Annotated in this window: 25 protein-coding genes and 1 pseudogene; 17 read left to right on the forward strand and 9 right to left on the reverse strand. The window is 69.6% G+C overall.

Features of this window, described 5'->3' with window-relative positions; genetic code table 11:
- Nucleotides 1-49 precede the first annotated feature (49 nt).
- The 15 genes and pseudogenes from ACIQWX_RS18800 to ACIQWX_RS18870 all read left to right on the forward strand — a co-directional run bounded on the left by ACIQWX_RS18800 (nucleotide 50) and on the right by ACIQWX_RS18870 (nucleotide 15662).
- Nucleotides 50-1435, forward strand: a complete 1386-nt coding sequence (locus tag ACIQWX_RS18800) for an NAD(P)/FAD-dependent oxidoreductase (RefSeq protein WP_400872170.1) — start codon at nucleotides 50-52, stop codon at nucleotides 1433-1435.
- Nucleotides 1432-1743, forward strand: coding sequence for a cupin domain-containing protein (locus ACIQWX_RS18805; protein ID WP_400872173.1), 312 nt, complete (start codon nucleotides 1432-1434; stop codon nucleotides 1741-1743). The genes ACIQWX_RS18800 and ACIQWX_RS18805 overlap by 4 nt, the downstream gene beginning before the upstream one ends.
- 14 nt (nucleotides 1744-1757) lie before the next feature.
- Nucleotides 1758-3182 (forward strand): gamma-aminobutyraldehyde dehydrogenase, encoded by a 1425-nt coding sequence (locus ACIQWX_RS18810; RefSeq protein ID WP_400872176.1) that lies wholly within the window; start codon nucleotides 1758-1760, stop codon nucleotides 3180-3182.
- Nucleotides 3183-3187: 5 nt separating this feature from the next.
- Nucleotides 3188-4528, forward strand: a complete 1341-nt coding sequence (locus ACIQWX_RS18815) for a flavin monoamine oxidase family protein (RefSeq protein WP_400872179.1) — start codon at nucleotides 3188-3190, stop codon at nucleotides 4526-4528.
- Nucleotides 4525-4701, forward strand: a pseudogene (locus tag ACIQWX_RS18820) (ferredoxin family protein); the annotation flags it as partial. The gene ACIQWX_RS18815 and the pseudogene ACIQWX_RS18820, both read left to right, overlap by 4 nt.
- A gap of 135 nt (nucleotides 4702-4836) precedes the next feature.
- On the forward strand, nucleotides 4837-6030 hold the full coding sequence (locus ACIQWX_RS18825; RefSeq protein ID WP_400875816.1) for an FAD-dependent oxidoreductase: 1194 nt from the start codon (nucleotides 4837-4839) through the stop codon (nucleotides 6028-6030).
- A gap of 116 nt (nucleotides 6031-6146) precedes the next feature.
- Complete coding sequence (locus tag ACIQWX_RS18830; RefSeq protein WP_400872182.1) at nucleotides 6147-7562, forward strand: amidase; 1416 nt, start codon at nucleotides 6147-6149, stop codon at nucleotides 7560-7562.
- Between the two features lie 37 nt (nucleotides 7563-7599).
- Nucleotides 7600-9246 carry an ABC transporter substrate-binding protein gene (locus ACIQWX_RS18835; protein WP_400872185.1) on the forward strand — a complete coding sequence of 549 codons (1647 nt, stop codon included), beginning with the start codon at nucleotides 7600-7602 and terminating at the stop codon, nucleotides 9244-9246.
- Nucleotides 9233-10183, forward strand: a complete 951-nt coding sequence (locus ACIQWX_RS18840; protein ID WP_400872188.1) for an ABC transporter permease — start codon at nucleotides 9233-9235, stop codon at nucleotides 10181-10183. Before ACIQWX_RS18835 ends, ACIQWX_RS18840 begins: the two co-directional genes overlap by 14 nt.
- Complete coding sequence (locus ACIQWX_RS18845) at nucleotides 10180-11037, forward strand: ABC transporter permease (protein ID WP_400872191.1); 858 nt, start codon at nucleotides 10180-10182, stop codon at nucleotides 11035-11037. Before ACIQWX_RS18840 ends, ACIQWX_RS18845 begins: the two co-directional genes overlap by 4 nt.
- Nucleotides 11034-12017, forward strand: coding sequence for an ABC transporter ATP-binding protein (locus ACIQWX_RS18850; protein WP_400872193.1), 984 nt, complete (start codon nucleotides 11034-11036; stop codon nucleotides 12015-12017). Before ACIQWX_RS18845 ends, ACIQWX_RS18850 begins: the two co-directional genes overlap by 4 nt.
- The gene (locus tag ACIQWX_RS18855; protein ID WP_400872196.1) at nucleotides 12014-12784 is read left to right on the forward strand and encodes an ABC transporter ATP-binding protein; all 771 of its coding nucleotides are present in this window, start codon (nucleotides 12014-12016) and stop codon (nucleotides 12782-12784) included. Before ACIQWX_RS18850 ends, ACIQWX_RS18855 begins: the two co-directional genes overlap by 4 nt.
- Nucleotides 12785-12859: 75 nt before the next feature.
- Nucleotides 12860-13402 (forward strand): hypothetical protein, encoded by a 543-nt coding sequence (locus ACIQWX_RS18860; RefSeq protein WP_400872199.1) that lies wholly within the window; start codon nucleotides 12860-12862, stop codon nucleotides 13400-13402.
- Nucleotides 13399-14979 (forward strand): class I adenylate-forming enzyme family protein, encoded by a 1581-nt coding sequence (locus tag ACIQWX_RS18865; RefSeq protein WP_400872202.1) that lies wholly within the window; start codon nucleotides 13399-13401, stop codon nucleotides 14977-14979. Before ACIQWX_RS18860 ends, ACIQWX_RS18865 begins: the two co-directional genes overlap by 4 nt.
- Nucleotides 14980-15074: 95 nt before the next feature.
- Nucleotides 15075-15662 carry a TetR/AcrR family transcriptional regulator gene (locus ACIQWX_RS18870; RefSeq protein ID WP_400872204.1) on the forward strand — a complete coding sequence of 196 codons (588 nt, stop codon included), beginning with the start codon at nucleotides 15075-15077 and terminating at the stop codon, nucleotides 15660-15662.
- 12 nt (nucleotides 15663-15674) lie between these two features.
- Here ACIQWX_RS18870 and ACIQWX_RS18875 read toward each other — a convergent pair whose 3' ends face one another.
- From ACIQWX_RS18875 to ACIQWX_RS18885, 3 genes are all read right to left on the reverse strand, one after another.
- On the reverse strand, nucleotides 15675-16232 hold the full coding sequence (locus tag ACIQWX_RS18875; RefSeq protein ID WP_400872207.1) for a DUF1707 domain-containing protein: 558 nt from the start codon (nucleotides 16230-16232) through the stop codon (nucleotides 15675-15677).
- 65 nt (nucleotides 16233-16297) lie between these two features.
- Nucleotides 16298-17686, reverse strand: a complete 1389-nt coding sequence (locus tag ACIQWX_RS18880; RefSeq protein ID WP_400872210.1) for an aspartate aminotransferase family protein — start codon at nucleotides 17684-17686, stop codon at nucleotides 16298-16300.
- A 17-nt stretch (nucleotides 17687-17703) separates the two neighbouring features.
- Entirely contained in the window at nucleotides 17704-19224 is a 1521-nt protein-coding gene (locus ACIQWX_RS18885) for a CoA-acylating methylmalonate-semialdehyde dehydrogenase (protein WP_400872213.1), read from the reverse strand.
- Between the two features lie 90 nt (nucleotides 19225-19314).
- Here ACIQWX_RS18885 and ACIQWX_RS18890 point away from each other — a divergent pair, with 90 nt between their 5' ends.
- On the forward strand, nucleotides 19315-20853 hold the full coding sequence (locus ACIQWX_RS18890; RefSeq protein ID WP_400872216.1) for a PucR family transcriptional regulator: 1539 nt from the start codon (nucleotides 19315-19317) through the stop codon (nucleotides 20851-20853).
- Nucleotides 20854-20959: 106 nt separating this feature from the next.
- The gene (locus tag ACIQWX_RS18895; protein WP_400872219.1) at nucleotides 20960-21124 is read left to right on the forward strand and encodes a hypothetical protein; all 165 of its coding nucleotides are present in this window, start codon (nucleotides 20960-20962) and stop codon (nucleotides 21122-21124) included.
- A gap of 106 nt (nucleotides 21125-21230) precedes the next feature.
- Here the strand turns inward: ACIQWX_RS18895 and ACIQWX_RS18900 are convergent, their stop codons facing one another.
- The 6 genes from ACIQWX_RS18900 to ACIQWX_RS18925 all read right to left on the reverse strand — a co-directional run bounded on the left by ACIQWX_RS18900 (nucleotide 21231) and on the right by ACIQWX_RS18925 (nucleotide 26670).
- A complete protein-coding gene (locus tag ACIQWX_RS18900) occupies nucleotides 21231-22637 on the reverse strand; it encodes an MFS transporter (RefSeq protein ID WP_400872222.1) in 1407 nt (468 codons plus the stop codon).
- 42 nt (nucleotides 22638-22679) lie between these two features.
- Nucleotides 22680-22958 (reverse strand): muconolactone Delta-isomerase, encoded by a 279-nt coding sequence (catC, locus tag ACIQWX_RS18905; RefSeq protein WP_400872225.1) that lies wholly within the window; start codon nucleotides 22956-22958, stop codon nucleotides 22680-22682.
- A 16-nt stretch (nucleotides 22959-22974) separates the two neighbouring features.
- Entirely contained in the window at nucleotides 22975-23829 is an 855-nt protein-coding gene (gene catA, locus ACIQWX_RS18910) for a catechol 1,2-dioxygenase (RefSeq protein WP_400872227.1), read from the reverse strand.
- A 20-nt stretch (nucleotides 23830-23849) separates the two neighbouring features.
- Entirely contained in the window at nucleotides 23850-24953 is a 1104-nt protein-coding gene (locus tag ACIQWX_RS18915) for a mandelate racemase/muconate lactonizing enzyme family protein (RefSeq protein ID WP_400872230.1), read from the reverse strand.
- A gap of 138 nt (nucleotides 24954-25091) precedes the next feature.
- The gene (locus tag ACIQWX_RS18920) at nucleotides 25092-25646 is read right to left on the reverse strand and encodes a TetR/AcrR family transcriptional regulator (protein ID WP_400872233.1); all 555 of its coding nucleotides are present in this window, start codon (nucleotides 25644-25646) and stop codon (nucleotides 25092-25094) included.
- Nucleotides 25647-25713: 67 nt separating this feature from the next.
- Nucleotides 25714-26670, reverse strand: coding sequence for a PDR/VanB family oxidoreductase (locus tag ACIQWX_RS18925; protein WP_400872236.1), 957 nt, complete (start codon nucleotides 26668-26670; stop codon nucleotides 25714-25716).
- Nucleotides 26671-26683: the final 13 nt, after the last annotated feature.

Raw genomic sequence — 26683 nt, forward strand, 5'->3', positions numbered from 1 at the left:
CCATGACCACCCGTCCCCACGACCGTCGTCGGCCGGGCGGAGAAGACCGATGAGCACGCTGAGCACCGGCCAGTGGCCCCTCGCGGCGCTCGAGGGCTCCAAGCTCCGTCCTCTGTGGCTGGACACCTCCGATCGTCCCGAACCACGTCTGCCGCTCACCGAGGACATCGAGGTCGATCTCCTCGTCGTGGGTGGGGGGTTCACCGGCCTCTGGACGGCATTGCGCGCGGTCGAACGCGAGCCGGGCCGCAGTGTCGTCCTGATCGAGGGCGATCGCATCGCCGAGCACGCCACCGGCCGCAACGGCGGGATGTGCGAGGCCAGCCTCACCCACGGTGAACCCAACGGGCGGAAGCGGTGGCCCGACGAGTACGACCGCCTGCACGCCCTCGGCCTGCGCAACCTCGACGAGATCGAGGAGACCGTCGGCCGCTACTCCATCGGCTGCGGCTTCCTGCGCGGCGGCTCGCTGTCCGTGGCGACCCGCTCGCACGAGGTTCTGCAGCTGGCCCCCCGCCGTGAAGGGTTCCTGGGCGCAGCGGCCACCCGGGCGATCGTCGATTCGCCGACCTACCTGGCCGGCCGGCGCAACGCCCGTGACTGCGCCGTCGTCGATCCGGCTCGGCTCGCCTGGGGCCTGGCCGACGCGGCGGAGTCGCAGGGCGTGCGGATCTACGAGCACACCCGCCTCGGCGCGCTGAGGCTCGAGGGCGGGCGGGTCGTGGCGAAGACGCCCGGCGGCACCGTGCGCGCGGCGAACGTCGTGCTCGCGACCAACGTCTTCCCCGGACCGCTGAGCCGGCCGCGTTGGTCGGTGGTGCCCGTCTACGACTACGTCCTGGCCACCGAACCTCTCACCGAGGACCAGCTCCAGATGCTGAACTGGGATCCCGCCGTCGCCGTCAGCGACTCCGGCAACCAGTTCCACTACTACCGGATCACCCCGGACCGCCGGATCCTCTGGGGCGGCTACGACGCGATCTACCACTTCGGCCGGACCATCCGCGGTGAGCACCAGGACCGCCGGATCACCTTCGAAAAGCTGGCCGAGCACTTCGCCGAGACCTTCCCGCAGCTGGAAGGCATCCAGTTCACCCACCGCTGGGCCGGGGTCATCGACACCTCCACCCGCTTCGCGGCCTTTTTCGGCCGAGCCCACGGCGGCCGGACCGCGTATGCCACCGGGTTCACCGGGTTGGGCGTGGGTTCCTCGCGGTTCGCCGCCGACGTCATGCTGGACCAGCTGGCCGGTCTCGACACCGACCGGACGCGGCTGCGGATGGTCCGGGAGAAGCCACTGCCTTTCCCGCCGGAGCCGATCGCGTGGCTCGGCATCCAGATCACCCGCTGGGCGTTGAACCGCGAGGACCGCACGGGCAAGCGCAACCTGTGGCTGCGGTTGCTTGACCGCCTCGGCCTGGGATTCGACTCGTGACCGGCACGATCGCGGCCGACCGGCTGATCAGCGCCGACCTGGGCGCGGTCGAACTCGCCCTGGACGGCGCCTCCCTGGCACTGACGAACCTCCGAAGCGCCGAAGTCGGCCTGTGGGAAATGGCTCCGGGCACCGACACCGACACCGAGGCCGACGAAGTCTTCCTGGTCCTGGCCGGAACGGGCAGCGTCGAGTTCGCCGACGGCAGTGTCCTGCGACTGCGGCCGGGGACGCTGGTCCGGCTGCACGCCGGAGACCGCACGACGTGGCGGGTCACCGAGCGGCTCCGCAAGCTCTACTTGATGTGACTGGAGGACGAAACGTGCTTTTCCGCAACGTGATCGACGGCCAGGTCGTCGATGCCGCCGACGGCCGGACGTACGACGTTGTCGATCCGGCGACCGGCGAGGTCTACGCCCAGGCCGCGCTGTCCGGGGAGGCCGACCTCGACCGCGCCTACGCGGCCGCAGGGCGGGCATTCGAGCAGTGGGGGCGGACCACGCCGCAGGAGCGGTCACGAGCCCTGTTGGGCATCGCCGACGCCTTGGAGGCGCGGGCGAAGGAGTTCGTGGACGCCGAGTGCCGCGACACCGGCAAACCCCGCCACTTGACGCTGTCGGAGGAGATGCCGCCGACGGTCGACCACTTCCGTTTCTTCGCCGGTGCCGCACGCCTGCTCGAAGGGAAGTCGGCCGGCGAGTACCTGGCCGAGCACACTTCGTTCATCCGGCGCGAACCGATCGGCGTCGTCGGCCAGGTGACGCCGTGGAACTACCCGTTGCCGATGATGGTCTGGAAGATCGCGCCCGCGCTGGCCGCCGGCAATACCGTCGTCCTCAAGCCCAGCGACACCACCCCGGCCACCTCCACCATGCTCGCCGAGCTGTGCCAGGAGTTCCTGCCGCCCGGTGTCCTCAACCTCGTCTGCGGTGACCGCGACACCGGCCGCGCCCTCGTCGCGCACCCGCGGCCGGACATGGTGGCGATCACCGGGTCCGTGCGGGCCGGCATGGAGGTGGCCGGGTCGGCCGCCGCCGACGTCAAACGTGTCCACCTGGAACTGGGCGGCAAGGCCCCGGTGCTGGTGTTCGACGACGTCGACGTCGAGAAGGCCGCCGCCGGGATCGCCGGCGCGGGGTTCTTCAACGCCGGGCAGGACTGCACCGCGGCCACCCGGGTGCTGGTGAGCGAGCGGATCCACGACGAGTTCCTGGACGCGCTGGCGGAGCAAGCGCGCAACACCGTGACCGGCGGACCGGACGACGCCACCGCCGCATACGGCGCGCTGAACAGCGCGGACCAGCTCGCCCGCGTCGCGCGGATGGTCGACGAGCGCCCCGAACACGCCAGGGTGGTCACCGGCGGTCATGCCGTCGGCGAGCGGGGCTACTTCTACGCACCCACGATCTTGGCGGACCTGCGCCAGGACGACGCCCTGGTGCAGGACGAGGTGTTCGGTCCGGTCATCACCGTCCAGCGCTTCACCGACGAGTCGCAAGCGCTGCAGCTGGCCAACGACTGCCGCTACGGCCTCGCCTCCAGCGTGTGGACCCGCGACCACGGCCGCGCCATGCGCGCGTCCAGGGAACTGGACTTCGGCGTGGTGTGGATCAACACCCACATCCCGTACCTGTCGGAGATGCCGCACGGCGGGTTCAAGCACTCCGGCTACGGCAAGGACCTGTCGATGTACGGGCTGGAGGACTACACCCGCGTCAAGCACGTGATGTCCTGGATCGGAGAGTGAACGACATGCACGACGTGGTGATCGTCGGGGCCGGGGTGACCGGGCTGACGGCCGCGTGGCGCCTGGCCGAGGCCGGTCGCGACGTGGTGGTGCTGGAAGCGCGGGACCGGGTCGGCGGGCGGCTGCTCACCGAGCGGCACGGCCCGGCGGACTTCGAAATGGGCGGGCAGTGGTTGGCACCCGACCAGACGGCCTTGCTGGCCCTGCTCGACGAGCTCGGCCTGCCGACTTTCGCCCGCTACCGGACAGGGCAATCGCTGTACCTCGACAAGGCAGGCGTCGCCCGGCGCTTCGACGACGAGCTCCCGGTGCCGGAAGCGACGGCAGTCGCGATCGAGACGCTCACCAAGGCCCTTGACGCGCTCACCGCCGAGGTCGATCCCCAGCGCCCCTGGAACCATCCCGATGCCGAGCGGCTGGACCGCATCTCCTTCCGCGCCTGGCTCGAGCAGCAGTGCGACGACGAAGAAGCCTGCGACAACATCGCCCTCTACATCGGTCCCGCGATGCTGACCAAGCCGGCTCACGCGTTCTCGGCGCTGCAGGCGCTGCAGATGGCGGCGAGCGCCGGCTCGTTCAGCAACCTGGTCGACGCCGACTTCATCCTCGATCGCCGGGTCGCCGGTGGCCTGCAGTCGGTCTCCCTGGCGCTGGCCGAGCGGCTGCGGGAGCGGGTGCGGCTGGGTGTCGACGTCGAGCACGTCGACTGGGACGAGCACAGCGCCACGGTGCACGCGGCCGGCGCGGTGGTCGGGGCCCGCCAGGTTGTCCTGGCCGTGCCGCCGCCGGTGCTCCGTCGGATCCGCTTCTCGCCGGGATTGCCCGCCGAGCGCCGGATGGCCCAGGACCACCAGTCGTTCGGGCTGGTGATCAAGGTGCAAGCCGCCTACGAAACGCCGTTCTGGCGCGAACAGGGGCTCAGCGGCACGGGATTCGGTCCGTACCAGCTGGTGCACGAGGTCTACGACAACACGCCCGAGGGGGATGACCGGGGGTTCCTCGTCGGCTTCGTCTCCGACGTGAACGTCGACTCGGTGGACCGTCTCGACGAGGTGGCCCGCCGAGCGCGGGTCCTCGGGTCGCTGGCGGCCTACTTCGGCGATGCGGCGCGCGACCCGGTGCACTACGTGGAGTCCGACTGGCAGCACCAGGAGCTGACCGGCGGTGCGTACGGCAGCACGTTCGACCTGGGCGGGCTCAGCCGCTACGGCGAGGCGCTGCTGCGCCCGGTCGGAGCTCTGGAGTTCGGCAGCAGCGACGTGGCCGGACACGGTTTCCTGCACGTCGACGGCGCCATCCGCGTAGGGGAGGAGATCGCCGCGCGCGTGCTGGGCCGCACCCCATGACGTTCGTCATCACGCAAAGCTGCTGCAGCGACGCGTCTTGCGTGCCCGTGTGCCCCGTCCAGTGCATCCATCCGCGTCCCGGCGACGCCGGGTTCCTCGCAGCCGAGCAGTTGCACATCGACCCGGCCGCCTGTATCGACTGCGGCGCTTGCGCAGCGGAGTGCCCGGTCGGCGCGATCCACCACGAAACCGACCTTCCCGATCATCTGGGCGAATTCCGTGCTGTCAACGCGGAGTACTTCGCCGAGCACCCACAGCCGGACGTGGCACCACCGCCGTTGCTTCGGCGGCGCCTGCCAGGGGGACGCTTGCGTGTCGCCATCGTCGGAACGGGACCGGCGGCGCTGTATGCCGCGGCCGAGCTGAGCGAGCTGCGGGGTGTTGAGGTCACCCTCGTCGAGCGGCTGCCCACGCCGTTCGGGCTGCTGCGGGCCGGAGTGGCTCCGGACCACGAACGCACCCGGGAGATGGCCGATCGATTCGCCTGGGTCCTCCGAAGACCGAACGTCACGTGCCTGTTCGATGCCGAGCTCGGCCGTGACGTGACCGTGGCCGAGCTGGCGAGTCATCACCACGCGGTGATCTGCGCGACCGGCGCCTCCGGTGACCGCCGCCTGGGCGTGCCGGGCGAGGACCTGCCCGGCTCGGTGACGGCCCGCGAGTTCGTCGGCTGGTACAACGGGCATCCCGACTTCGCCGAGCGACAGTTCGACTTCTCCGGCTCCCGTGCCGTCGTCCTCGGCAACGGCAACGTCGCCTTCGACGTCGCCCGGATCCTGACCCGGCCGGCCGCGGACTTCGAGCGGACCGCGATGGCCGGTCACGCAGTGGCCGCACTGCGCGGCTCCGGAATCGAGCAGGTTCAGCTCGTGGCTCGCCGTGGCCCGGCCTCGGCCGCCTGCAGTACCGCCGAGCTGCTGGAGCTGTCCCGGTTGCCCGGCGTCGACTTGATGGCCGTCGCCGGCGAAACGGTGATACCCGACGAGGTTCTCCGTGCCGCACCAGCGCCGGTCGCGCGTCGGCTCGACATCGTCCGCGCCGCCGCGTCTCGCATCCCCATCGAGCCACGAAGAGTGGTTCTTCGATTCGGGCTCACCCCAGTCGCCCTTCGCGGTGACGACGAGGTGTCCGAAGTGGAGTTCGCCCACCGGGACGGCACGACGGAGACGATCGCGACATCGTTGGTGGTGCGGGCCATCGGCTTCCGCGGTGAGGCGGTACCCGGGTTGCCGTTCGACGAGCGAGTCGCAGTCGTCCCCAACGAGCGCGGACGCGTCATCGATCCCGGCACCGGGGTGCCGCTTCCCGGCCTGTACTGCACCGGCTGGATCAAGCGGGGCCCGAGCGGCGTCATCGGTACCAACCGCGCTGACGCGGCCGAGACCGTGGCAGCGCTGCTCGAAGACGTCGCGAACGGACTGCTGCCCGAGCCGTCTCACGGCGGCCATCGTCTCATCGAACTGGTTCGCAGCAGGCGCATGGAGCGGACCGGTCGGCTCTGAGCGGCTGGCTGGTATCGACTTGAAAGTTCCGGCAGCTAACAAAATCGTTGTATGTGTTGTGTTACACAACGAGCGTGATACATACTGCCGTCACCTACGCGACTGAAGGAGTTTCCATGCCGGATGAGCTGCACTGGAAGACCGCCGCGGAGCTCGCCGAGCTCTACCGCAGCGGCGCGGTATCGCCGGTCGAAGCGGTGGATGCAGCCCTGGAACGGATGGAGCGGGCCGACTCCGCACTCAACATCATGGTCACGAAGACCGAAGACCAGGCGCGGACGCAGGCGAAGGAAGCCGAGAAGCGCCTGCGAGCCGGCGAAGAGCTGCCAGCCCTGTTCGGGATCCCGATGACGGTGAAGGACCTCGCGGAGACCGCGGGCGTGCGGACCACCTACGGGTGCACCGCGTTCGCGGAGTACGTGCCGGACTTCGACGCGATCGGATGGGCGCGGCTGAAGGAGCAGGGGGCGATCCTGCTCGGCAAGACCACGACGCCCGAGTTCGGCCTGCTCGGGGTCACCGACAGCAAGCTGACCGGCACGACCGGCAACCCGTGGAACCCGGGGTACACCCCCGGCGGTTCGAGCGGAGGCGCCGCCGCGGCGGTGATGGCCGGCGTCGGCCCGGTCGCCTGGGGCTCGGACGGCGGCGGGTCCATCCGCGTGCCGGCCGCGCTGTGCGGCGCGGTCGGGATCAAGCCGTCGATCGGCCGTGTGCCCACGGCCGACAGCATCGATGGTGACGGAACCGACGGTCCCATCGCTCGTACCGTGCTCGACGCCGCGCTGTTGCTCGACGCGACGAACGGCCACCACCCCTCCGACCGGTTCTCGGTGCCGCGGGACACCCGCAGCTACGCCGAGGCGGCCCTGGCCCCCGGCGACCTGACCGGGGTGCGCATCAACGCGTGCTGGGACGTGGGGCAGCACGTACTCGATCCGGATGTGCGGAATCTGTTCAACGACGCCCTCGACGACCTGCGCGCGGCGGGCGCCACCGTCGAAGAGGTCGGCATCGAACTGCCGGACACGTCGATCTACTTCGACCACATCAACGGCTACGACTACCTGCAATTCGCCGAGGAAATGGCGCAAGGCGATGTCGAGGTGTGGCCCATGATCACCGAAATGGCCGAGCGGGCGAAATCGGTGACCGGCCGGCAGGTCCACCGAGCCTTCCGGCAAGGCAAAACCGACATCTACAACGCTTTCCAGGCCGCTCTCGGCGACGCCGACTTCCTCGTGACTCCGACGACGCCCGTCGCCGCGTTCCCGCACGGCGGCCACACCGGCCCGACGCGGCTGGTCGACGGGCAGGAAGTGCCGCCGCTGGGCCTGCTCATCCACTCGATGACCGAGCCGCCCGCCCACGCCGGCTTGCCGGCCTTGTCGGTGCCGGGCGGGTTCACCCCCGAAGGCCTGCCGATCGGCCTCCAGTTCATCGGCCGCCTCTGGGCCGACGCCGACGTGGTGTCCGTCGCCGCCCGGTACGAGCGCGCGACCACCTGGCACACCCGCCACCCCGAACTCTGAGCACCAACCGGGCAGCGTGGCCCGATGGAGGAAAAGCATGAAAATCATCCCCTCGGCCAAACGCGGCGTCGCCGCCGCGGCCGCAGTGCTCGCCGCCGGCAGCGTGCTGGCGGCCTGCAGCGGCGGCGGTGGCGCCGCGAGCAACCAGCCGGTCGACGCGTCGCAGCTGGTCGATTCGCTGCCGCCCGCCAAGGCCGACGTCGACAAGATCACCTGGAACGTCGCCGGCGAACCCGACACCCTGGACCCGCGCAACGCCGTGAACTACGCGTCGGGACAGGTCACGCGCAACATGTGCGAGGGTCTGCTCAAAATGGACGCCAAGTTCGCCGTCAGCCCGAACCTGGCCACCTACGAGCAGGTTTCGCCGACCGAGCTGAAGCTCAAGATCCGCGACGGGGTGAAGTTCTGGGACGGTACGCCCCTGACCGCCGCCGACGTCGTGTTCAGCCTGCAGCGCTCCGCGGCCGAAGATTCCACGGTCGCGTTCGCGTTCCAATTCGTCCAGGACATCGCGGCCACCGGAGACCACGACGTCACGGTGACCTTCAGCCAACCCGACTCGACGTTCGTCAGCAGCCTGGCGACCGTGTCCGGCGTCGTCATCGAAAAGGCGTGGGCGGAGAAGACCGGCGACCAGGTCGGAACTGCCACCGGCGGCCTGATGTGCACCGGCCCCTACAAGTTCGGTTCCTGGCGCGCGGGCAGCGGGATCACCATCGAGCGCAATGACCAGTACTGGAACAGTGAGCTGAAACCGCGGGCGAAAACGGTCGACTTCACCTTCCTGACCGACGACACCGCGCTGGCCCAGGCGCTTGAGGCGGGCGAGATCGAAGGAGCCTACGAGCTGCCCGCCTCGACGTTGTCGAAGCTGACCGCGTCCAAGACCGGCCGGGTCGTGTTCGGTCCGTCGACCCAGAGCACTTCGCTCCTGGTGGCGCGTCCGGACGGGCCGCTGCAGGACCAGAAGCTGCGGGACGCCTTGCAGCGAGCCGTCGACCGGGAGGGCATCGCCAAAGCGGTTTTCAGTGGCGTGGCACAAGCCAACTACACCGATCTGACCCCCTCTACCTGGCCCACCGCGGAGCGCGCGATCTACCAGCCCGCCTACGACCAGTTCGTCAAGGCGCGGTCCTTCGACGTGAACGCCGCCAAGCAGCTGGTGAAGGAATCGTCCTACGACGGCAGCGAGCTGGTGCTGGCGATCCAGGGCGGCGACCAGGCGTCCTCGCGCGTCGCGCAGCTCTTCCAGCAGCAAGCGGCCGCGATCGGCGTCAAAGTCAAGATCCAGACCATGCAGCCCCTGGTGTTCGACCAGGCCGGCTACGACGCGACCAAGCGCGCGGGCATCGACCTCATGTACGGCGCGAGCTTCAATTCGCAGCAGAACCCCCTGGAACCACTCGGGTTCGACTTCCTGCCGGAGCAGCCGTACAACTACACCAATTTCGACGATCCCGCGGTCACGAAACTGCTCAACGAGGCCAGGGCTTCGTTCGACCCGAAGCAGCGCGCGAACCTGATCGTGCAGGCGCAGGCGATCTTCGAGCCGAAGTCGACCGTCCTGTCGCTGGCTTCGATGAACGAGCCGACGTTCATCAGCAACAAGCTGACCGGCGCCATCACCTCGTTCGCGTACTGGTCGATGCCGCAGATGGCGTACATCGGTGCCGCGCAGTGATCTGACGCGGCGGATCGCCGGGATGGTGGCCGGTGCCATCGTGACGATCGTCGCCGCGTCCTTCGTGATCTACGCGGGCCTGGCCGCCGCGCCCGGTGATCCCGTCGCCCAGATCCTGGGGGCGAAGGCCACGGACGAGGCACGGGCGGCGATGCGCGAGCGGCTCGGGTTGAACGACCCGCTGCTCGAGCGGTACTGGCACTGGCTCACCGGGGCGCTGCACGGCGACTTCGGCAGCTCCCTCACCGCGCGGCAGGACGTCACGAGCCTGCTCGGGCCCCGCCTGTCCACGACGGTCCTGCTCGTGGTCATGGCCGCGCTGCTGGTGGTCGTGGTCGGAGTCGGGCTCGGCGTGTTCGGTGGAGTCAGCCGGCGAGGACGTCCGGCCGTGTCGGTGCTGGTCGGCCTCGGCGTCGCCGTCCCCGGCTTCGTCGCTGCCAACGCACTCATCGGCATCTTCGCCGTGAAGCTCGGGTGGTTCCCGACCTACGGCGCCGGCGACGGCCTGCCGGACCAGGTGTGGCACCTGATCCTGCCCGCCATCGCGCTGGCGATCGGCTTCGGGGCCTACGTGTCGCAGCTGACCTCGGCCGCGGTGTCGGAAGAAGCCGAGAAGGAGTACGTGACAACGGCGCACGGACGAGGTGTGCCCGCCGGGACCGTGTTGCGCCACCACACCTTGCGGAACGCGGCCCTGCCCGTCCTGACCGCGTCGGGACTCGCGGTCGCCGGTCTGGTGGCCGGCACCGTGGTCGTCGAGCAGACCTTCGGGATCGACGGAATCGGTGCCTTGCTGGTGCGCAGCGTGTCCAGCAAGGACTACCCGGTGGTGGCCGCGGTCAGCTTGATCATCGTGGCCGCGTTCGTCGCGGTCACCACGATCATCGACCTGGTCCAGGTGCTCCTGGATCCGAGGGAAAGGGCCAAGTCCTCATGACTGTGACCTGGAGACTCGGCGGAGACGCCCTCCGGCGCCGGTACGCGGCCCTGGGGCAGCCGGCCTTGGTGGCCTCGGGCGTGCTCGCCGGTGCCCTGACCCTGCTGGCGATCATCGGTCCGTGGATCGCGCCCTACGATCCGGCCGCGACCGATCTGCTCGCGTCCGGGCAGGGGCCGAGCAGCGCCCACCTCCTCGGCGCTGACTCCCTCGGGCGCGACATCCTCTCGCGCGCCCTGACCGGGGCCCGGCTCAGCTTCGCCGGGCCGGCGGTCATCGTGCTGATCAGCTCCATCCTCGGCACCGCGCTCGCGATCTTCTGCGCCTGGCACGGGGGCTGGGTGGACCGCATGGTCAACCGGGTCCTCAACGTCCTGTTCTCGGTTCCCGGAATCCTGGTGGCCGTGCTGTCGTCGGCGGTGTTCGGTGCCGGCTTCTGGGCGCCGGTGCTGGCGCTGGGAGTGGTCTACACGCCGTACATGGCCCGGGTCGTGCGCAGCGTCGCCGTGCGGGAGCGTCATCGCGGGTACGTCGAGAGCCTGCAGCTGGCCGGGTTGTCCTCCTGGCGGATCTCGCTGCGCCACCTGGCGCCGAACGTGCTGCCCATGGTCGTCGCCCAAAGCACTTACGGGCTGGGCTCGGCGCTGGCCGACTTCGCCGCCATCTCCTTCCTCGGCCTGGGCATCCAGCCACCCGAGGCCGAGTGGGGGGTCATGGTGTCGGAGGGGCGTGCGGAGCTGCTCGACGGCGCCATCCAGCAAAGCCTCGTCGCCGGCGTGCTGATCGTCTTGACGGTCGTCGCCTTCAACGTCCTGGGCGCTCAGCTCTCGTCCCGATCCGGAAGCCGACCATGACCCTTCTGACGCTGCAGGACCTGCACGTGTGCCTGCGCACCCGCGGTACCGAGCGCACGCTGGTGCGCGACGTGTCGCTGACCATCGACGCCGCTGAATCCGTCGCGCTGGTCGGCGAGTCGGGCTCGGGCAAGTCGATGTCGATCAAAGCCGCGATGCGCCTGCTGCCGCCGGGCATGACCGCCGACGGCAAGATCGAGTTCGACGGCCGTGACGTCCTGGCTCTCAACCGGCGCGAGCTCGCGCGGTACCGGGCGCGGGACGTCGCGCTCATCCACCAGGACCCCCGCGCCCACATCAACCCGACCCGCACCATCGCCCAGTTCGTCACCGAGGGCGTCGTCCACACCGGACAGATGTCCCGCGACGAGGCCGTCGAACGGGCGTGCGCCCTGATGAACGACGTCGGAATCCCCGATGCCCAGCGGCGCATGGAGCAATTCCCGCACCAGCTCTCCGGCGGGCTCCTGCAGCGGGTGATGATCGTCGCCGCGCTGCTCCCGTCGCCGCGGCTCGTCTTCGCCGACGAGCCCACGACCGCGCTCGACGTGACAGTCCAGTCGGACGTCCTGGCGATCCTTCTCGAGCAGATCCGCGAGCGGCAGCTGTCGATGCTGTTCGTCACCCACGACCTGGACCTCGCGGCCGCGGTCACCGACCGGGTCGCGGTCATGTACGCGGGAACCATCGTCGAGACCGGGACGTCCGCCGAGGTCTACGCGCGTCCCTTGCACCCGTACACCGCCGGTCTCCTGGCCTCTCGCCCGTCCATCACCGAGGTCCGCCGGATGACCGCGATTCCCGGGCGACCGGTCGCCGCATACGAGGCGGGGGAGGGGTGCCCGTTCTCGTCGCGGTGCTCGTTCGCCACCGACGACTGCCGGACGCGGCGGCCGGAGCGCCGCATCGTCGAGGGGCGGTCGGTCGCGTGCCACCGCGTCGAGGAGATCGCCGACCAGCTGACGGAGCGTGCGTCATGACCGTCGTCGCCCATCGGGACCTCGTCCTTGACGTGACAGGCCTGTGCAAGACGTTCCAGAGCCGCGCCGGCGGTGCGCACGAAGCGCTGGCCGACGTCAGCTTTTCCGTCGAACGCGGCTCATGCCTGGCTGTGGTGGGCGAATCCGGCTCCGGCAAGACCACCGCGGCCAGGATCGTCGCGGGGCTCGAAACCGCGACGGCTGGCACGGTCGATCTCGCGGGGGGCGGGCGCTGCAGCGTGCAGATGGTCTTCCAAGACCCGTATGGCTCGCTCGACCCCCGCCAATCGATCGGGGCCGGCTTGCACGAGCTGCTGCGGGTGCACGGTATGCGGCGCAAAGCCGATCGCACGGACCGGGTGGCGGAGCTGCTGGATTCGGTGGGCCTGGACGGCCGGCACGGCGCGCAGTACCCGAACTCGCTCTCCGGCGGGCAGCGCCAGCGCGTCGCGATCGCCCGGGCGCTGGCGCTGGAGCCGACGCTGCTGATCCTCGACGAGGCGGTCTCCGCACTCGACGTCAGCGTGCAGGCCCAGGTGCTCAACCTGCTGGCCGACATCCGGGAGCTGACCAGCATCACGTACCTGTTCGTGTCGCACGACCTGGGAGTGGTGCGGCAAGTCAGCGACACCTGCGTGGTCCTGGAGAAGGGGCGAGTCGTCGAGCGGGGACGCACGGGCGACGTCCTCGATTCTCCGCAGGAGAGATATACGCAGGCGCTGGTCGACGCGGTTCCCCGGCCCGGCTGGCGGCCTCGACGCCGCTGAACGACCTCCGTGGCCTTTATGGCCTCTCTCTTCTCCGGTAATAAAACGACTATTGTATAACGAATGGATTGAAACGTGGGCGTTGACCTTTCCGACGACTCCGAAGTCGTGGCCTTGACCGTCGACTCGCCTGCCGATATTCCCGGGCTGGTCGGCCGTTCCTTCACGACTCCCTGGTTCAGCGTCGATCCCGACCGCTCCGACCAGTTCGAGTTCGCCACCTATCTCGACAGCTATCCGAACCCCTACGAGGAGGACGACGGCGACCGCTACGGTGCCGGGCTGGTCGAGGGTTACCACCTTCTCGGGATGATCGACTACCTGCTCAATCACGTGATCACGGCGAAGTTCCCGTGCGTGCCGTGGAACTACGGGCTCGACTACGTCCGGTTCGTCTCCGTGGTGCGGGTGACCGACCGGTTCCGCATCACCGGAACCGTGAAGAAGGTCGTGGACCGCGGCCCGCAAGGTCACCTGATGACGATCGACCTCGTCGCCCGTGTCGAAGGCCGGGAGAAGCCGGCGTTCCTGGCGACGCAGCACGCGCTGTGGGTCACCGACGACGAACACGGTCCGGCCGGCGACCGGCTCACCACCGACTCCAGGAGTGCCTCGTGACCCAGCTGCCCGTCAACCTGGCTGCGCACCAGCAGGCCCTGCTGGGCAAGACCATGCCCGACGCGCTCGACGCGGCCGCGGCCACCTGGCCGGACAACTTGGCGCTGCACGAGATCGAAGGCGAGCAACGGTCCCTGACCTGGGGCGAGCTGCGCAGCGTCGTCACCCGAGTCCGTTCGGGACTCGAGGCGGCGGGACTGCGTCCCGGCGACAAGGTCGGGGTCATCACGCGCAACCAGCTGGAGTTCCCGATCTCCTGGCTCGCGATCGTCGAGGCGGGAGCGGCGATCGTGCCCCTCAACCCGAAGTACACCGAGCGCGAGATGGAGTTCGTGCTGGGGGACGCCGGGGCGACCTGGCTCGTCGGAACGCAGGACCTCATCGAGCTGCACGCCGCCGACGGCCGCGTCGGGCCGGTCGGCCTCGACCGGGTCGTCGCGATCGGCGAGAGCGAACTGGCCGAGCTGAGCTACGAAAAGCTCCTGACGTCGACCCCGACGCCGCGTCGCACCGAGATCGACCCGCTGGAAGTCACCAACATCCAGTTCACCTCCGGCACCACGGGTCTGCCCAAGGGCTGCCTGCTCACCCACGAGTACTGGATGGAACTGGGGATCTACGGCGCGATCCTCGACCAGGAGGCCGTGCGGCTGCTGGCCGACCACCCCTTCTACTACATGCAGAACCAGGCCTACTTCATGCTCGCCATCGTCCGGGGCGCTGCCCTGTACGTCACCCCGGGGCTGAGCCGGCGGAAGTTCATGGACTGGCTGCACGACTACCGCATCGACTTCGCGTGGATCGACGAGGGCATGCTGGAGTTCCCGGAGGATCCCCGCGACAAGTCGCTGTCGCTCAAGCGGGCTCCGGTGTCCGGCCTTCCGAGCGCGGCGTACGCGCAGCTGGAGGAACGCTTCGGGATCGCCGCCCGGGAGTGCTACGCCAGCACCGAGGTCGGTTCGGGCACGGCGATCCCGTTCGACCGGGGCGATTTGGCCGGCAACGGGTCGATGGGCTTCTGCTTCCCCAACCGGGAGTCGAAGGTGATCGACGAAAACCTCGAAGAGGTTCCGCCCGGCACACCGGGTGAGCTGTGCTTCCGCGGCAGCGGCATGATGCTCGGCTACCACGGCCGTCCCGAGGTCAACGCCGAGCTGTTCCTGCCCGGTGGCTGGTTCCGCACCGGCGACGTCGTGGTCAAGGAGGCAGACGGCCAGCACTACTTCCGGGGTCGCCTGCGCGACATGATCCGTCGCAACGGCGAGAACATCTCCGCCGCCGAGGTGGAAATGCACCTCGGCGCCATGCCTGGCGTCGACGACGTCGCGGCGGTGCCGGTGCCGGACCCCGACCGCGACGAGGAAGTGAAGGTCATCGTCGTGCCGGAAGACGGCGTGGAACTCACCGCCGCCCAGGTCGTCGAATGGGCTCGCGAAGGACTGGCGCCGTTCAAGGTGCCGCGGTACGTGGAGTTCCGCGCGGAGCTGCCGTACACCGCCAGCGGCAAGATCCACAAGGCTGCGCTCAAGGACGAGCCGGAGCCGCTGCACGCGGGCGTGGTGGACACCAGGCCCTGAGCGGCCACGCGGGACGGACGGTCGGTGCACCGTCCGTCCCGCCGGAGAGCTTATGATGTGCTTGCTGTTATAAAACGGGTGTCGAGGGAGGCGCGGTGCCGATTTTCGTCGATCACGACGAGCGGCGGAAGAAGATCGTGGACGCGGCGATCCGGGTGCTGGGCGACGTCGGCTTCGCCAAGTTCACCCTCCGCGCGGTGAGCAACCGGCTCGGCGGGTCGGTGACGATGGTGACGCACTACTTCCCGAGCCGCGAAGCCCTGCTGGACCGGATGCTGGCCCAGACGCTCGAAGACGCTCAGGCCATGCAGGAAGAGCTGATCGCGATCGCCGACCCGCACGAGCGGCTCGAGGCCGTCCTGCGGTACTTCCTGCCCATCGACGAGGAGTCCCTGGGCATCGAGCGGGCGAGGGTCGCCTTGGTCAGCCACCGCACCACTGCGCCGGCGATCGAACGGCACCTCGCGATCCTCGAGCCGAGGATGCGGAACCTGATCACGACCGCGATCAGCGACTTCATCAGTCCGGATCAGATCGCGTCCACAGTCGACCTGATCCGCGTGTGGACGAGCGGTGTCGTGCTTTCGACCGTCGAGCATCCGGAGATGTGGACCCCGGACCGGCAGGACGCGGCGCTCAAGCACTTCATGAAGCTCATCGACCTGCCGGTCACCACGAGGTGACGGTCCCGGCCCTCAGGGTAGGAGGGTCACCATCGAATCCCTGCTCCAGCCGGTCAGGACGAAGTGTGGTGCGCCGCCGGCGCCGGCGAACGCCGACCGGTCCCGGACCCGGGCCGTTCGTCCTTTCGGTGTCCGCAAACCGGAGGCGTCGACGGTGGCGCCGCGTGGCAGCCGGAGGCGCACGTGGGCGCTCCTGCCGTGCAGGGTGATTCCGATCTCGCGGTGGTCGATCCGCGCGGTGGTGAAGTCGACGTCGGCCGTGCGTACCCGCGGCCGCAGGACAAGGTTCTGGGGGACCGTCCACCGGCCGCTCCGCCGGATGGCCGTGCTGCCGGCTTCCCGCAGTTCCAGCCGCTCACCGGGCACCGGCTTGCCGTGGTGCACCAGGCCGGGCAGGTCGAGCAGCACCCGGTTGAGTTCGGCGCGGACGGTCGCCCGCAGCGCCGCATCGGCCCGGCTCGCGAATTCCTCCAAGTCGAGCAGCCCGCGTCCGGCGGCCGCTTCCAGGAGGCCTATGACGTGCTCACGGTCGACGTCCGACACCCTTAGCCCGGCTTCGTGCATCCCCATGTCCGCACGGTAGCCCGGACGCTGCCCGGGGAGATCCGGGGAAAACCCGGATCTCCCCGAGCAGCTCAGACCAGCTTCCACGCCTCCTCGAGGGTGCCGCGCAGAATCTGCTCCATCGCGTCGAACTCGGTCTGCCCCGCGGTCAGCGGTGGCGCGAGCTGGACGACGACGTCGCCGCGGTCGTCCGGGCGGCAGTAGAGCCCGTTGTCGAACAGCGCGCCCGGGAGGAACTGCTTGACCAGCCGCTCGCGCTCGTCCGGGCCGAAGGTCTCCCGGGTGTCCTTGTCCTTGACCAGTTCGATGGCCCAGAAATAGCCGTCGCCGCGGACGTCGCCGACGATCGGCAGGTCCAGCAGCTTGCGCAGCGTGTCGCCGAAGGCGTCCTGGTTGGCCAGGACGCGCTGGTTGAGTCCTTCGCGTTCCATCAGGTCGAGGTTCGCCAGCGCGGCCGCGGCCGAGACCGGGTGCCCGCCCCAGGTGTAGCCGTGCGGGAACGTGACGCCGGGGGCGAGGAACGGCTCGATGACCTTCTCCGAGGCGATCATCGCCCCGAGCGGCCCATAGCCGGACGTCATGCCCTTGGCACAGGTGATGAGATCGGGGACGTAGCCGAACTTCTCGCACGCGAAAGTGTGCCCGTGCCGGCCGAAGGCGTTGATCACCTCGTCGGACACCATGAGGACGTCGTGCTTGTCGCAGATCTCGCGGACCCGGGCGAAGTAGGAGTTCGGCGCGGTCAGGCAGCCACCGGAGTTCTGGACCGGCTCGAGGACGACGGCGGCGACGGTGTCGGCGCCCTCGAAGAGGATCGCCTCCTCGACGCGGTCGGCGGCCCAGCGTCCGAGCGCTTCGGGGTCGCCGTCGAACTCCGGGTGCCGGTAGAGGTTGGTGTTCGGGACGCGGAAGCCGCCCGGGGCGAGCGGTTCGAAGTCCTTCTTCATCATCGGCAGGCCGGTGATGGCCATCGCGCCGTGCGGGGTGCCGTGGTAGGCGGTCATCCGGCTGATGACCTTGTGCTTGAGCGGCTTGCCCCGCAGCTTGAAGTACTGCTTGGCCACCTTCCAGGCGCTTTCGATCGCTTCGCCGCCGCCGGAGGTGAAGAAGACGCGGTTCAGGTCGCCGGGGGCCAGGTGGGCGAGCCGTTCGGCCAGCTCGGCGGCCGGTGGGGTCGTGTACCCCCAGACCGGGAAGTAGGCCAGTTCCGCGGCCTGCTTGGCGGCGACTTCGGCGAGTTCGCGGCGGCCGTGGCCCGCCTGGACCACGAAGAGGCCGGCCAGCCCGTCGAGGATCCGCCGCCCCCGGTCGTCCCAGAGGTACACGCCTTCGCCGCGGGTGATCACCGGAATCGGGTTCTGCTCGTCGCGCCCGTGCATGCGGGCGAAGTGCATCCACAGGTGCTTGCCCGCGGCCGCCGCGGCCGGCGACAGGGCGGTGCTTTGCTCGAGTGCGGTCATGTCCGTGGCCTTCCGGGTCAGGCGTTCTGCGGGAAGCCGAGGTTGAGCCCGGCGTGGCTCGGGTCGAGCCAGCGGGTGGTGACGACCTTCCCGCGGGTGAAGAAGTGGACGCCCTCGGTGCCGTGGGCGTGGGTGTCGCCGAACAGCGAGTTCTTCCAGCCCCCGAAGCTGTAGTAGGCCACCGGGACGGGCACCGGCACGTTGATCCCGACCATGCCGACCTCGACCTCGTTCTGGAACCGCCGCGCGGCGCCGCCGTCATTGGTGAAGATCGCCGTGCCGTTGCCGTAGGGATTGCGGTTGATGACGTCGAGCGCCTGCTCGTAGGTGTCGACCCGGAGCACCGACAGCACCGGACCGAAGATCTCGTCGGTGTAGACGGTCATGTCGGTGGTGACGTAGTCGAGCAGTGTCGGGCCGACGAAGAAGCCTTTGCCGTCGGCGTCGATTTCGGCCTTCCGGCCGTCGACCACCACGGTCGCGCCCTCGCGCTCACCGGCCTGGATGTAGCCGATGACCCGGTCCTGCGCTTCGCGGGTGACGAGCGGGCCCATGTCGCACGAGCGACGGCCGTCGCCGGTGCGCAGCTCGCGGGCGCGCTGGGCGATCTTGCCCACCAGGGTGTCGGCGATGTCGCCGACCGCGACGAGCGCCGAGATCGCCATGCACCGCTCGCCGGCCGAGCCGAACCCGGCGTTGACGGCCTGGTCGGCGGCGAGGTCGAGATCGGCGTCGGGCAGCACGACCATGTGGTTCTTCGCGCCGCCGAGGGCCTGCACGCGCTTGCCGTGCGCGGTGCCGGTCTCGTAGACGTAGCGGGCGATCGGCGTTGACCCGACGAAGCTGACGGTCTTGACGTCCGGGTCGGTCAGCAGCGCGTCGACGGCGATCTTGTCGCCGTTGAGGACGTTGAACACCCCGTCGGGCAGCCCGGCTTCACGCCACAGCTCGGCGATCCAGCGCGCGGCGGTCGGGACCTTCTCCGACGGCTTCAGCACGACGGTGTTGCCGGCGGCGATGGCGATCGGGAAGAACCACATCGGCACCATGGCCGGGAAGTTGAACGGCGAGATGATCGCGGCGACCCCGAGCGGCTGCCGCACGGAGTGGACGTCGACGCCGGTGGAGGCGTTCTCGGTGGCCGAGCCCTTGAGCAGGTGCGCGATGCCGCAGGCGAACTCGACGACTTCCTGGCCGCGGGCAACCTCCCCGGCGGCGTCGGAGAGCACCTTGCCGTGCTCGTCGGTGATGATCTCCGCCAGTTCGCCCGCGCGCGCATCGAGGAGTTCGCGGAACTTGAACAGGATCCGGGTGCGCTTGGCCAGCGAGGTGTCCCGCCAGGCCGGGAAGGCGTCCTTCGCGGCGGCGACGGTGGCCGCTGCTTCGTCGGCGTCGGCCAACGCCAGAAGGGCAGTGACCTCGCCGGTCGCGGGATTCGTGACCTCGGAGTACCGGCCGGAGGTGCCGATGACCGGCTTGCCGGCGACCCAGTGGGTGAGGATGGGAACGGACGTGTCCGTTCGCGTCGGGGTGACCATGACGCGAAGTATCGGCGACTCCGTCGCGCCAGTGACATTGACAAACTGTCGGGTACTTCCGGTTGATCTGACGGACTGTAAAGTTCGGGCATGTACCCAACGATCGCCGAGATTCTTGCGCTGCCGGCCCTGGCGGACGGCGGTCCGGTCGTTCGATCCGGCCGCGTCCACCTCGGCACCGAGGTGCGTTGGGTGCACGTCAGCGAGCAGCGCCAGCCGGCCGGAACGCTCAGCGGCGGCGAGCTGGTGCTGTCCATCGGCGCGGCGGCGGCCGACCCCGCGACCGAGCACCGCGAGTACCTGACCTCACTGCGCGACGCCGGCGCGGTCGGGCTGGTGATCGAACTCGGCCAGCACCTCGCGGAGCTGCCTTCGTCGCTCGTGCAGGCCGCACGGGCGTTGCGCTTCCCACTGGTCGAGCTGCGCAGCTCGGTGCGGTTCGTGCACGTCACCGAGGTCGTGCACGCTCGCATCCTCGACGAGCAGTCCACCCGCATGCGCTTCACCCAGCGCGTGACGGAGACGTTCCGGGCTCTGATGGTCGACGCCGCCGAGGTGGACACCGTCCTGCGGGAGGCGGCTGGGCTGCTGGACCTGCCGGTCGTCCTGGAGGACCTCGGACACCGGGCGTTGGCGTTCGCGGGGGAGACACCGGAGTCGCTCCTGCGCGACTGGGTGACCCGCTCGCGCCAGGCCGCGGTCGTCAAACCGGACGCACCGACCGGCCCGGAGGGCTGGTTCGGTGCGTCGGTCGGTCCTCGCGCCGAGCGCTGGGGCCGGCTCGTCACGCCTCGGCGCGGCCCGGACGCCGAAGCGATCGGTTTGGTGCTGGTCCAGGCGGCCGACGCGATCACGGTGCTGGCCCGGTCGGCCGGAGCTGCCCCCGACATCGCGTTGCAAGTCCACGGCGGTCTGCTTACAGAGATCCTCCATGGCTCGACGTCGCGAAAGAACTCGCTGCGGACGCGTGCGCGTGCCCTCGGCTTCAGTGGTAACGGCCCCTTCGCCGCCTACGTGATCGCGACACCGGCGAGCGAGGAGGCGACCTTCGAGACGTTGCGGACGCTGAACCAGCGGCTGGGCAAACCCGCGCTGACCGGACGGCTGCGCGAGGGGCGGATCGGTGTGCTCGTTTCCGGTGACGCCGAACCGGCGATATTGCGAGCGCTCGGCACCGATCGTGCTTTGGCAGTGGCCACGGCGAATTTCGTAACCGCGTTCGACGACCTCGCCGAAGCCCTGTCGGCGGCGCTGCACACCGCGGACGTCGCCGCCCGCCTACCCGACCAGAGCGCGACGCGCGTGTGGCACCCACGTGATCTGGGTGCGCGTGGGCTGGTCTGGCGGCTGCGCAAAGACCGTCACCTGCTGGCCTTTGTGGACGACCAGCTCGGACCGGTGCTTCGCCTCGATGAGGAGAAGCGGGTCCGTGCCCTGGCCACACTGCGCGCGTTCGTCGCCGCGGACGGCGCCATGACCGAGTTCGCCCGCCGGATCGGAACCAGCCGCCCGTCTGCGTATGCACGCGTGCGCTGGCTGTCGGATGTCCTGCAGCGCGACCTCGACAGGCCACACGACCGATTGTCCGCATATCTCGCCCTGCTGGCCCTGGACCAGCTGGATCCGTGACTACTGGATCCCGGCTTCCCCTGCAGCGACCGCGGCTTCGCCCTGGACCTGACACCCAACGTCCGCAACACACTGGCGACGTGGAACTTGATCCGTGCTTTCACTGATGCCGAGGCGATTCGGCGATCAGCTTGTGCTGCCGGCCTTGGGCTACGAGCCGCAGCGCCTGGAGTTCGACTTCGGCACGGACGCCGAGAGCCTTCGCGCGGCCGTCGAGCGGAAGCCGGAGGCCGGCGACGTCGAGTCCGCCGATCCGTGGTCGCGGATGTGAAGATGCGACCGGATCGGCAACAGCCGCCCATTCGCCTATGGGTGCCTGCGGTGGCGGTCGGGCGTCTGCAGCATGACCTCGATGGTCCTGACAACCGCCTGTCGGCCTACCTTGTCGTGTCGGCTCTGGAGCTGCTGGATCCGTGAGCGTGCCGCGCGGGCGTGACGACTGGCTTTGTACGGGCGAGGGCATCGGCCGTTGTACCCGAGACGTCATGCGTGCGAGCCGGCGCGGTCTCCGGCAAAAGAAGCAAGCAGAGCAGGCTCAGTGCGAGCAGTCCGGCGAGGTAGTAGCCGACGTTGTGGGCGTCGCCCGTGCCGGCGACGATGCGGTTGGCGATCATCGGCGAGATGCCGCCGCCGAGGACCGCGCCTACGTGGTAGCCGACGCCCACTCCGGACTGGCGCTGTTCGCGCGGGAACAGCTCGGAGAAGTACGTGTACATCGGTCCGAACAGGATGCCGGTGGCCGCGAAGCCGAGGATGGTCGCGGTGTTCACCGCGGCGACCGTGCCCGTCGCGGCGATCGGGAACATCGCCAGCGCCGACACCAGCGACAGGGCGGCGCCGGTGAGCATCACCGGCTTGCGGCCGATGCGGTCGGACAGCCAGGCCGCGCCGACGTTGGCCAGCGCGTGGCCCAGCAGTGCGATCATGGAGCCGTTGACGATGGGCTGGCGGGGCAGGCCGAGTCCTTCCGGCGCCCGCGAGGTGGCGTAGGAAAGCATGAACGTCACCAGGGCGAACGTGCTCGCGGTGAGGCCGATGTTGACGCCCGCGATGAGCGCCAGGCGGCGCCAGTTCGTCCGGACGACTTCGGCCAAGGGACGCTTCGCGCGCTCTTGGGTCGCGGCCATGCGCTCGAAGACGGGGCTTTCGGCGACGCCGCGGCGGACCCACATGCCCAGTACCAGCACCACCGCGCCGGCGAGGAACGGGATGCGCCAGCCCCAGCTCGTCACGTCGTCTTCGGGCAGCAACAGCACGAAGGTGAAGGCGAGGTTCGCCAGGACCGTGCCGATCGGGGAGCCGAGTGCCACGAAGGAGCCGTACAGTCCCCGGCGACGGTCGGGGGCGTGCTCGACCGCGAAGACGGCCGCGCCCGCGCTCTCCCCACCCCGCGCGATGCCGTGCAGCAAGCGCAGTCCGACGAGCAGAAGTGGTGCGGCGACACCGATCACGGCGTAGGAGGGCAGTACGCCCATCCCGAGCGTCGCCAAGCCCATCAGGGTGAACGCCGCGAACAACGCGGTCCGGCGGCCGCGGCGGTCGCCGAGCCAGCCGAACGCCGCCGCGCCGAGCGGTGCCATCAGGAATCCGATGGCGAAGGTCGCGAGGCTCATGAACGTGCCGAGCCAGGCGTCGCCGGTCTTGAAGAAGACCTGGCCGAAGACGAGCGCGGCGGCGGTTCCGTAGATGGAGAAGTCGTACATCTCCAGCGAAGTACCGACACCGGCGGCGAAGCCGAGGCGGAGAACGCTGGGTGGGTGCGCGTCGTTGCGCTGGGAAGCCATCGGAGTTCCTTCGGCAGGCGATCGGAGGCTCCGCGCTCCCGCTCAGTCTACTTTGGACGGATGGCGCGCCAGTGCGGTGACGCTGATGTCCAGGTAGGGGAACAGCGGGAGCGCGGAGAGCAGGTCGTGCAGTTCGTCGTTCGACTCGACGTCGAAGACGGAGAAGTTGGCGTACTCACCGGCGATGCGCCACAGCTGCGGCCACTTGCCCTCGCGTTGCAGCTGCTGGGCGTAGGCCTTCTCCCGGGCGACGAGGTCGGCCCGGGTGTCGGCGTCGAGGGTCGCGGGGATCCGGACGTCCATCCGGACGTGGAACAACATCGGTGCGTACTCCTGCTCAGCTCTGGGCGGGGTCGAGGACGAAGCCGTAGGAGACGGTTTCGCCGCCGTCCGCGGGCTTCGGGTCGAGGATCAGCTCCGGCTTGACGGCCGAGGCGATGTCGTCGTCGTTGTGCTCGTCGCCGGGGAAGTACAGCTGGGCGGTGAGCAGTTCGTGGCCGGGAGCCGACACCTTGACGTGCAGGTGCGCCGGGCGCCACGGGTGCCACCCGGCGGCGGCGATCAGCTTGCCGCAGGCGCCGTCGGTCGGGATCTGGTAGGGCGCCGGGCGGATCGTGTGGATCTCGAACCGGCCCTCTTCGTCGGCGGTGAACGTGGCGCGCAGGTTCCACTCCGGGATGCCGGGCGCGAACTGCGAGTACAGCCCGTCGGCGTCCGCGTGCCACAGCTCGACCTTCGCCCCGGCCAGCGCGCGGCCGTCGGTCGAGGTCACCTGGCCGGTCCACACCAGGGGAGTGCCGGGCTCGCCGTCGCGCGTGGGCACGGAGCCGTGCGCACCCTGCTCCGGGGCGTCGGGCACGTAGTACGGGCCTTCGATGGTGCCCTTGTTGCCTTCGCGGTGTTCGGTGGCGACGTCTTCGACGACGTGCTCGACCCAGACGTCGAGGAACAGCGGCCATTCGCCGGTCTCGCCGACGTCGATCAGCCACGCCTTCACGGCGTTGTACTCGTCGTAGGTGACCTTGTGGCGGCGGATGGTGTCGTGCACGGCCGAGAGGACTTCGCGGGCGAGCAGGTTCACCCGCTCCGGCGGGGTGCCGGCGCCCTGGGTGGTCTTATCGGACTTGAAGCGGTCGGTGGCGCTGGCGCCGGAGCCGGCCGCGGTGGGCGCGTCGTGGTGGGTAGCGGTCATGGGATCCTCCTTGATCTCGGTCAGACGTCTTGGCGGTAGCGGGCGAGCTTGTCCGGGTCGATCTCGATGCCCAGGCCGGCGCCGGGCCGGATGACGAGCTCGCCATCGGTGATGTCGAGGGGTTCGGTCAGCAGGTCGTCGCTCATGTCGAGGTAGTTCGACAGCTCGCCGGCGCGGTGGGAGGTGAGCTTGAACGCCGAGCCGAACGCGACCGTGCACATCGATCCGACCTGCCCGTCGATCTGGTTGCCCATCACGACCTCCAGGCCCAGTCCCTCGGCGAGGTGGTGGGTGCGCTGCGACCCGGTGAAGCCGGTGCGGGCGGTCTTGATGCTGACCGCGGTGGCCGAGCCGCCGAGGATTTCGCGGGTGACGTCGGCCTGGGTGACGGCGGACTCGTCGGCGATGAACGGCACGTCGAGCTGGGCGACCAGCCAGCGCCGTCCCAGGACGTCGTCGGCCGGGCACAGTTCTTCGGCGAACAGCAGGCCGAGGTCGCGCATCTCCTGCATCGCCCGCGCGGACTCCGCGGCGGTCCAGCCGCGGTTGCCGTCGACGTAGAGGTCGACGCCGTCACCGAGGCCCTCGCGCAGCGCCCGGACCACGGCGGTGTCCAGGGAGACGGGCCGGCGGCCGACCTTCACCTTGAACGTCGTGATGCCGTAGCGATCGCGCATGCGCTCGGCTTCGGCGACCATCGCGGCGGGCTCGTCGAAGCCGAGCATGTGGGACACTCGCATGCGGTCGGTGTAGCCCCCGAGCAACTCGGTGACCTGGAGGTCCAGGCTGCGGCCGAGCGCATCCCAGATCGCCATGTCGAGCGCGGCTTTCGCGGTCGGGTTGCCGACCGTGCGGCCCAGCCGCTGTGCCACGACCTCGCGCTCGAGCAGGCTGAGGCCGACGACCTGCGGGGCGAAGATCTGCTCGATGACGGCGACGATGCCGGTCTGGGTCTCGCCGTAGGTGAACGGACGGGGCGGCGCCTCGGCGACACCGACTACGCCGTCGTCGGTGCGTACCCGCACGAGGACGTGCTCGGCCGCGTGCACTTCGCCGGAGGCGAACTTCAGCGGCTTGCGGTACGGGATGGCGAACGGGATCGCCTCCACGTCGGTAATCTTCACCGGATCCCCTCGCGCGTGACCGAATTTTCGGAGCCGGACCATTTCCGGTCCAGGATCAGCCCAGCCTAGTTTTGGTTCCGGGACAGCACAAAGTCCGGTTTTCGCGAGTTTGATAAGCCGGTCTTATAAGTGGATTCGTCAGTGCTTCGCGTAGCTGGCGAGCAGGCTGCGGAGGGTGGCGACCGCGCGCTCCGTGCGTGCGTCGTCGCCGAACGCGGTCTGGTGGAACACCAGGCCGTCTATGGTGACGAAGACGAGTTCGGCGAGTGCCCGGTCGTCGAGACCGTTGCGCGCCAGCTCTCGGTGGACCGCGTCACGGTAGATGTCGTTGACCCGTTCCATCACCGGCCGCAGTTCGGGGCGGCGACGCGCTTCCAGAGTCAATTCGTATTGGAATGCCTGAGCGTCCGGATCGGCGGAGACGAGCGAAACCAGCCCGCTCGCGAACTGCTCGAATCCGGGCTCGTCCGACGACAATTCGGCGCCTTCCACGCTGCGCGACGCGCAATACACGAGGGCTTCTTCCACGAGGGTCGCCCAGTCGCCGAAGTGGTAGCGGACCGAGCCGTGGCTGACGCCGGCCTCGGCGGCCACCGAACGGTAGGTCAGGCCGCGCAGTCCCTGCGCCGAGACGACGCGCACCGCCGCGTCGAGAAGCGCCTGCCGGCCGCTCCCGTACGCCACCCCGCCCATGCGCCCTACCTCCACCTTCGTCGAGTGGAAGTCTAGTTAAGGTCGGCCCGGCGTCCCGGCAGGCCGGTCAGTACAGCTCGATGACCAGCTTGTCGGTGAGGGCGCGTGAGACGCACAGAGCCATCTGGGCGCCGGCCGCCTTGTCGCTCGCGGACAGGCACTGGTCGCGGTGGTCGGGCTTGCCTTCGAGGACTCCGGAGACGCAGGAACCGCAGATGCCTTCCTCGCAAGACTTGAACACGTCGATGCCGTTGTCGGTGAGCACGGAGAGGATCGAACGGTCGGCGGGGATCTGATAGGTCTCGCCAGTGTCGAGCTCGACGGTGAAGGGCCGGTCGGCGCTCGTGTCGATCTCGGCGGCGGTGAAGTGCTCGATGTGCACGTGGTCGGTCCCGACGACCGGTGCGAAGGCGCCGGTGACCTGGTCCATGAAGCCGTCCGGGCCGCAGGTGTAGACGTGGCTCGCCGGGCTGAGCCCGGCCGCGACCTCGGCGAGCACGGCGGGCTGATCGGCGCGGGGGACGCCGAGGTGCACGTGCACCCGGTCGCCGAAACCGCAGCGTTGCTCGAGCAGGTCGATGAACGCCGCTTCGGCGCGGCTGCGGGCGAAGTAGTGCAGTTCGAAGGCGGCCTCGTCCTGGTGCAGCTGGTAGGCCATGCTCAGCAGCGGGGTGATGCCGATCCCGCCGGCCACCAGGATGTGCCGCTCGGCGTCCGGCGCGAGCGACAGGAGGTTGCGTGGTTCGCCGATCTCCAGCTTGTCACCCTCGGTGAGGGTGTGCAGCGCTTCGGACCCGCCGCGGGACTCGGTCTCGCGCTTGACGGCGATCAGCAGCGAGCCGGACTCGGCCGGCGGCCCGCAGAGGGAGTACTGCCGGACGACCCCGGTCGGGCCGGTGACGTCGATGTGGGCGCCGGCCTGGTAGGGCGCGAAGGGCGCTCCGTCGTCGCGAACCAGCCGCAGCGCACGGACGGCGGGGGTCTCGTCGGTCACCTCGGCGACCCTGACCAGGGTGTTCGGCATCGTCACTCCGTTC

It is taken from the genome of Amycolatopsis sp. NPDC098790 (assembly GCF_044759945.1).
Taxonomy (GTDB): Bacteria; Actinomycetota; Actinomycetes; order Mycobacteriales; family Pseudonocardiaceae; genus Amycolatopsis.

Coding starts and splice junctions, on each gene's coding strand:
- ACIQWX_RS18855 (WP_400872196.1), top strand. CDS start 12,014: ATGACCGTCGTCGCCCATCGGGACCTCGTCCTTGACGTGACAGGCCTG.
- ACIQWX_RS18845 (WP_400872191.1), top strand. CDS start 10,180: ATGACTGTGACCTGGAGACTCGGCGGAGACGCCCTCCGGCGCCGGTAC.
- ACIQWX_RS18895 (WP_400872219.1), top strand. CDS start 20,960: ATGCCGAGGCGATTCGGCGATCAGCTTGTGCTGCCGGCCTTGGGCTAC.
- ACIQWX_RS18925 (WP_400872236.1), bottom strand. CDS start 26,670: ATGCCGAACACCCTGGTCAGGGTCGCCGAGGTGACCGACGAGACCCCC.
- ACIQWX_RS18830 (WP_400872182.1), top strand. CDS start 6,147: ATGCCGGATGAGCTGCACTGGAAGACCGCCGCGGAGCTCGCCGAGCTC.
- ACIQWX_RS18880 (WP_400872210.1), bottom strand. CDS start 17,686: ATGACCGCACTCGAGCAAAGCACCGCCCTGTCGCCGGCCGCGGCGGCC.
- ACIQWX_RS18875 (WP_400872207.1), bottom strand. CDS start 16,232: ATGGGGATGCACGAAGCCGGGCTAAGGGTGTCGGACGTCGACCGTGAG.
- ACIQWX_RS18850 (WP_400872193.1), top strand. CDS start 11,034: ATGACCCTTCTGACGCTGCAGGACCTGCACGTGTGCCTGCGCACCCGC.
- ACIQWX_RS18835 (WP_400872185.1), top strand. CDS start 7,600: ATGAAAATCATCCCCTCGGCCAAACGCGGCGTCGCCGCCGCGGCCGCA.
- ACIQWX_RS18920 (WP_400872233.1), bottom strand. CDS start 25,646: ATGGGCGGGGTGGCGTACGGGAGCGGCCGGCAGGCGCTTCTCGACGCG.
- ACIQWX_RS18800 (WP_400872170.1), top strand. CDS start 50: ATGAGCACGCTGAGCACCGGCCAGTGGCCCCTCGCGGCGCTCGAGGGC.
- ACIQWX_RS18885 (WP_400872213.1), bottom strand. CDS start 19,224: ATGGTCACCCCGACGCGAACGGACACGTCCGTTCCCATCCTCACCCAC.
- ACIQWX_RS18890 (WP_400872216.1), top strand. CDS start 19,315: ATGTACCCAACGATCGCCGAGATTCTTGCGCTGCCGGCCCTGGCGGAC.
- catA (WP_400872227.1), bottom strand. CDS start 23,829: ATGACCGCTACCCACCACGACGCGCCCACCGCGGCCGGCTCCGGCGCC.
- ACIQWX_RS18815 (WP_400872179.1), top strand. CDS start 3,188: ATGCACGACGTGGTGATCGTCGGGGCCGGGGTGACCGGGCTGACGGCC.
- ACIQWX_RS18900 (WP_400872222.1), bottom strand. CDS start 22,637: ATGGCTTCCCAGCGCAACGACGCGCACCCACCCAGCGTTCTCCGCCTC.
- catC (WP_400872225.1), bottom strand. CDS start 22,958: ATGTTGTTCCACGTCCGGATGGACGTCCGGATCCCCGCGACCCTCGAC.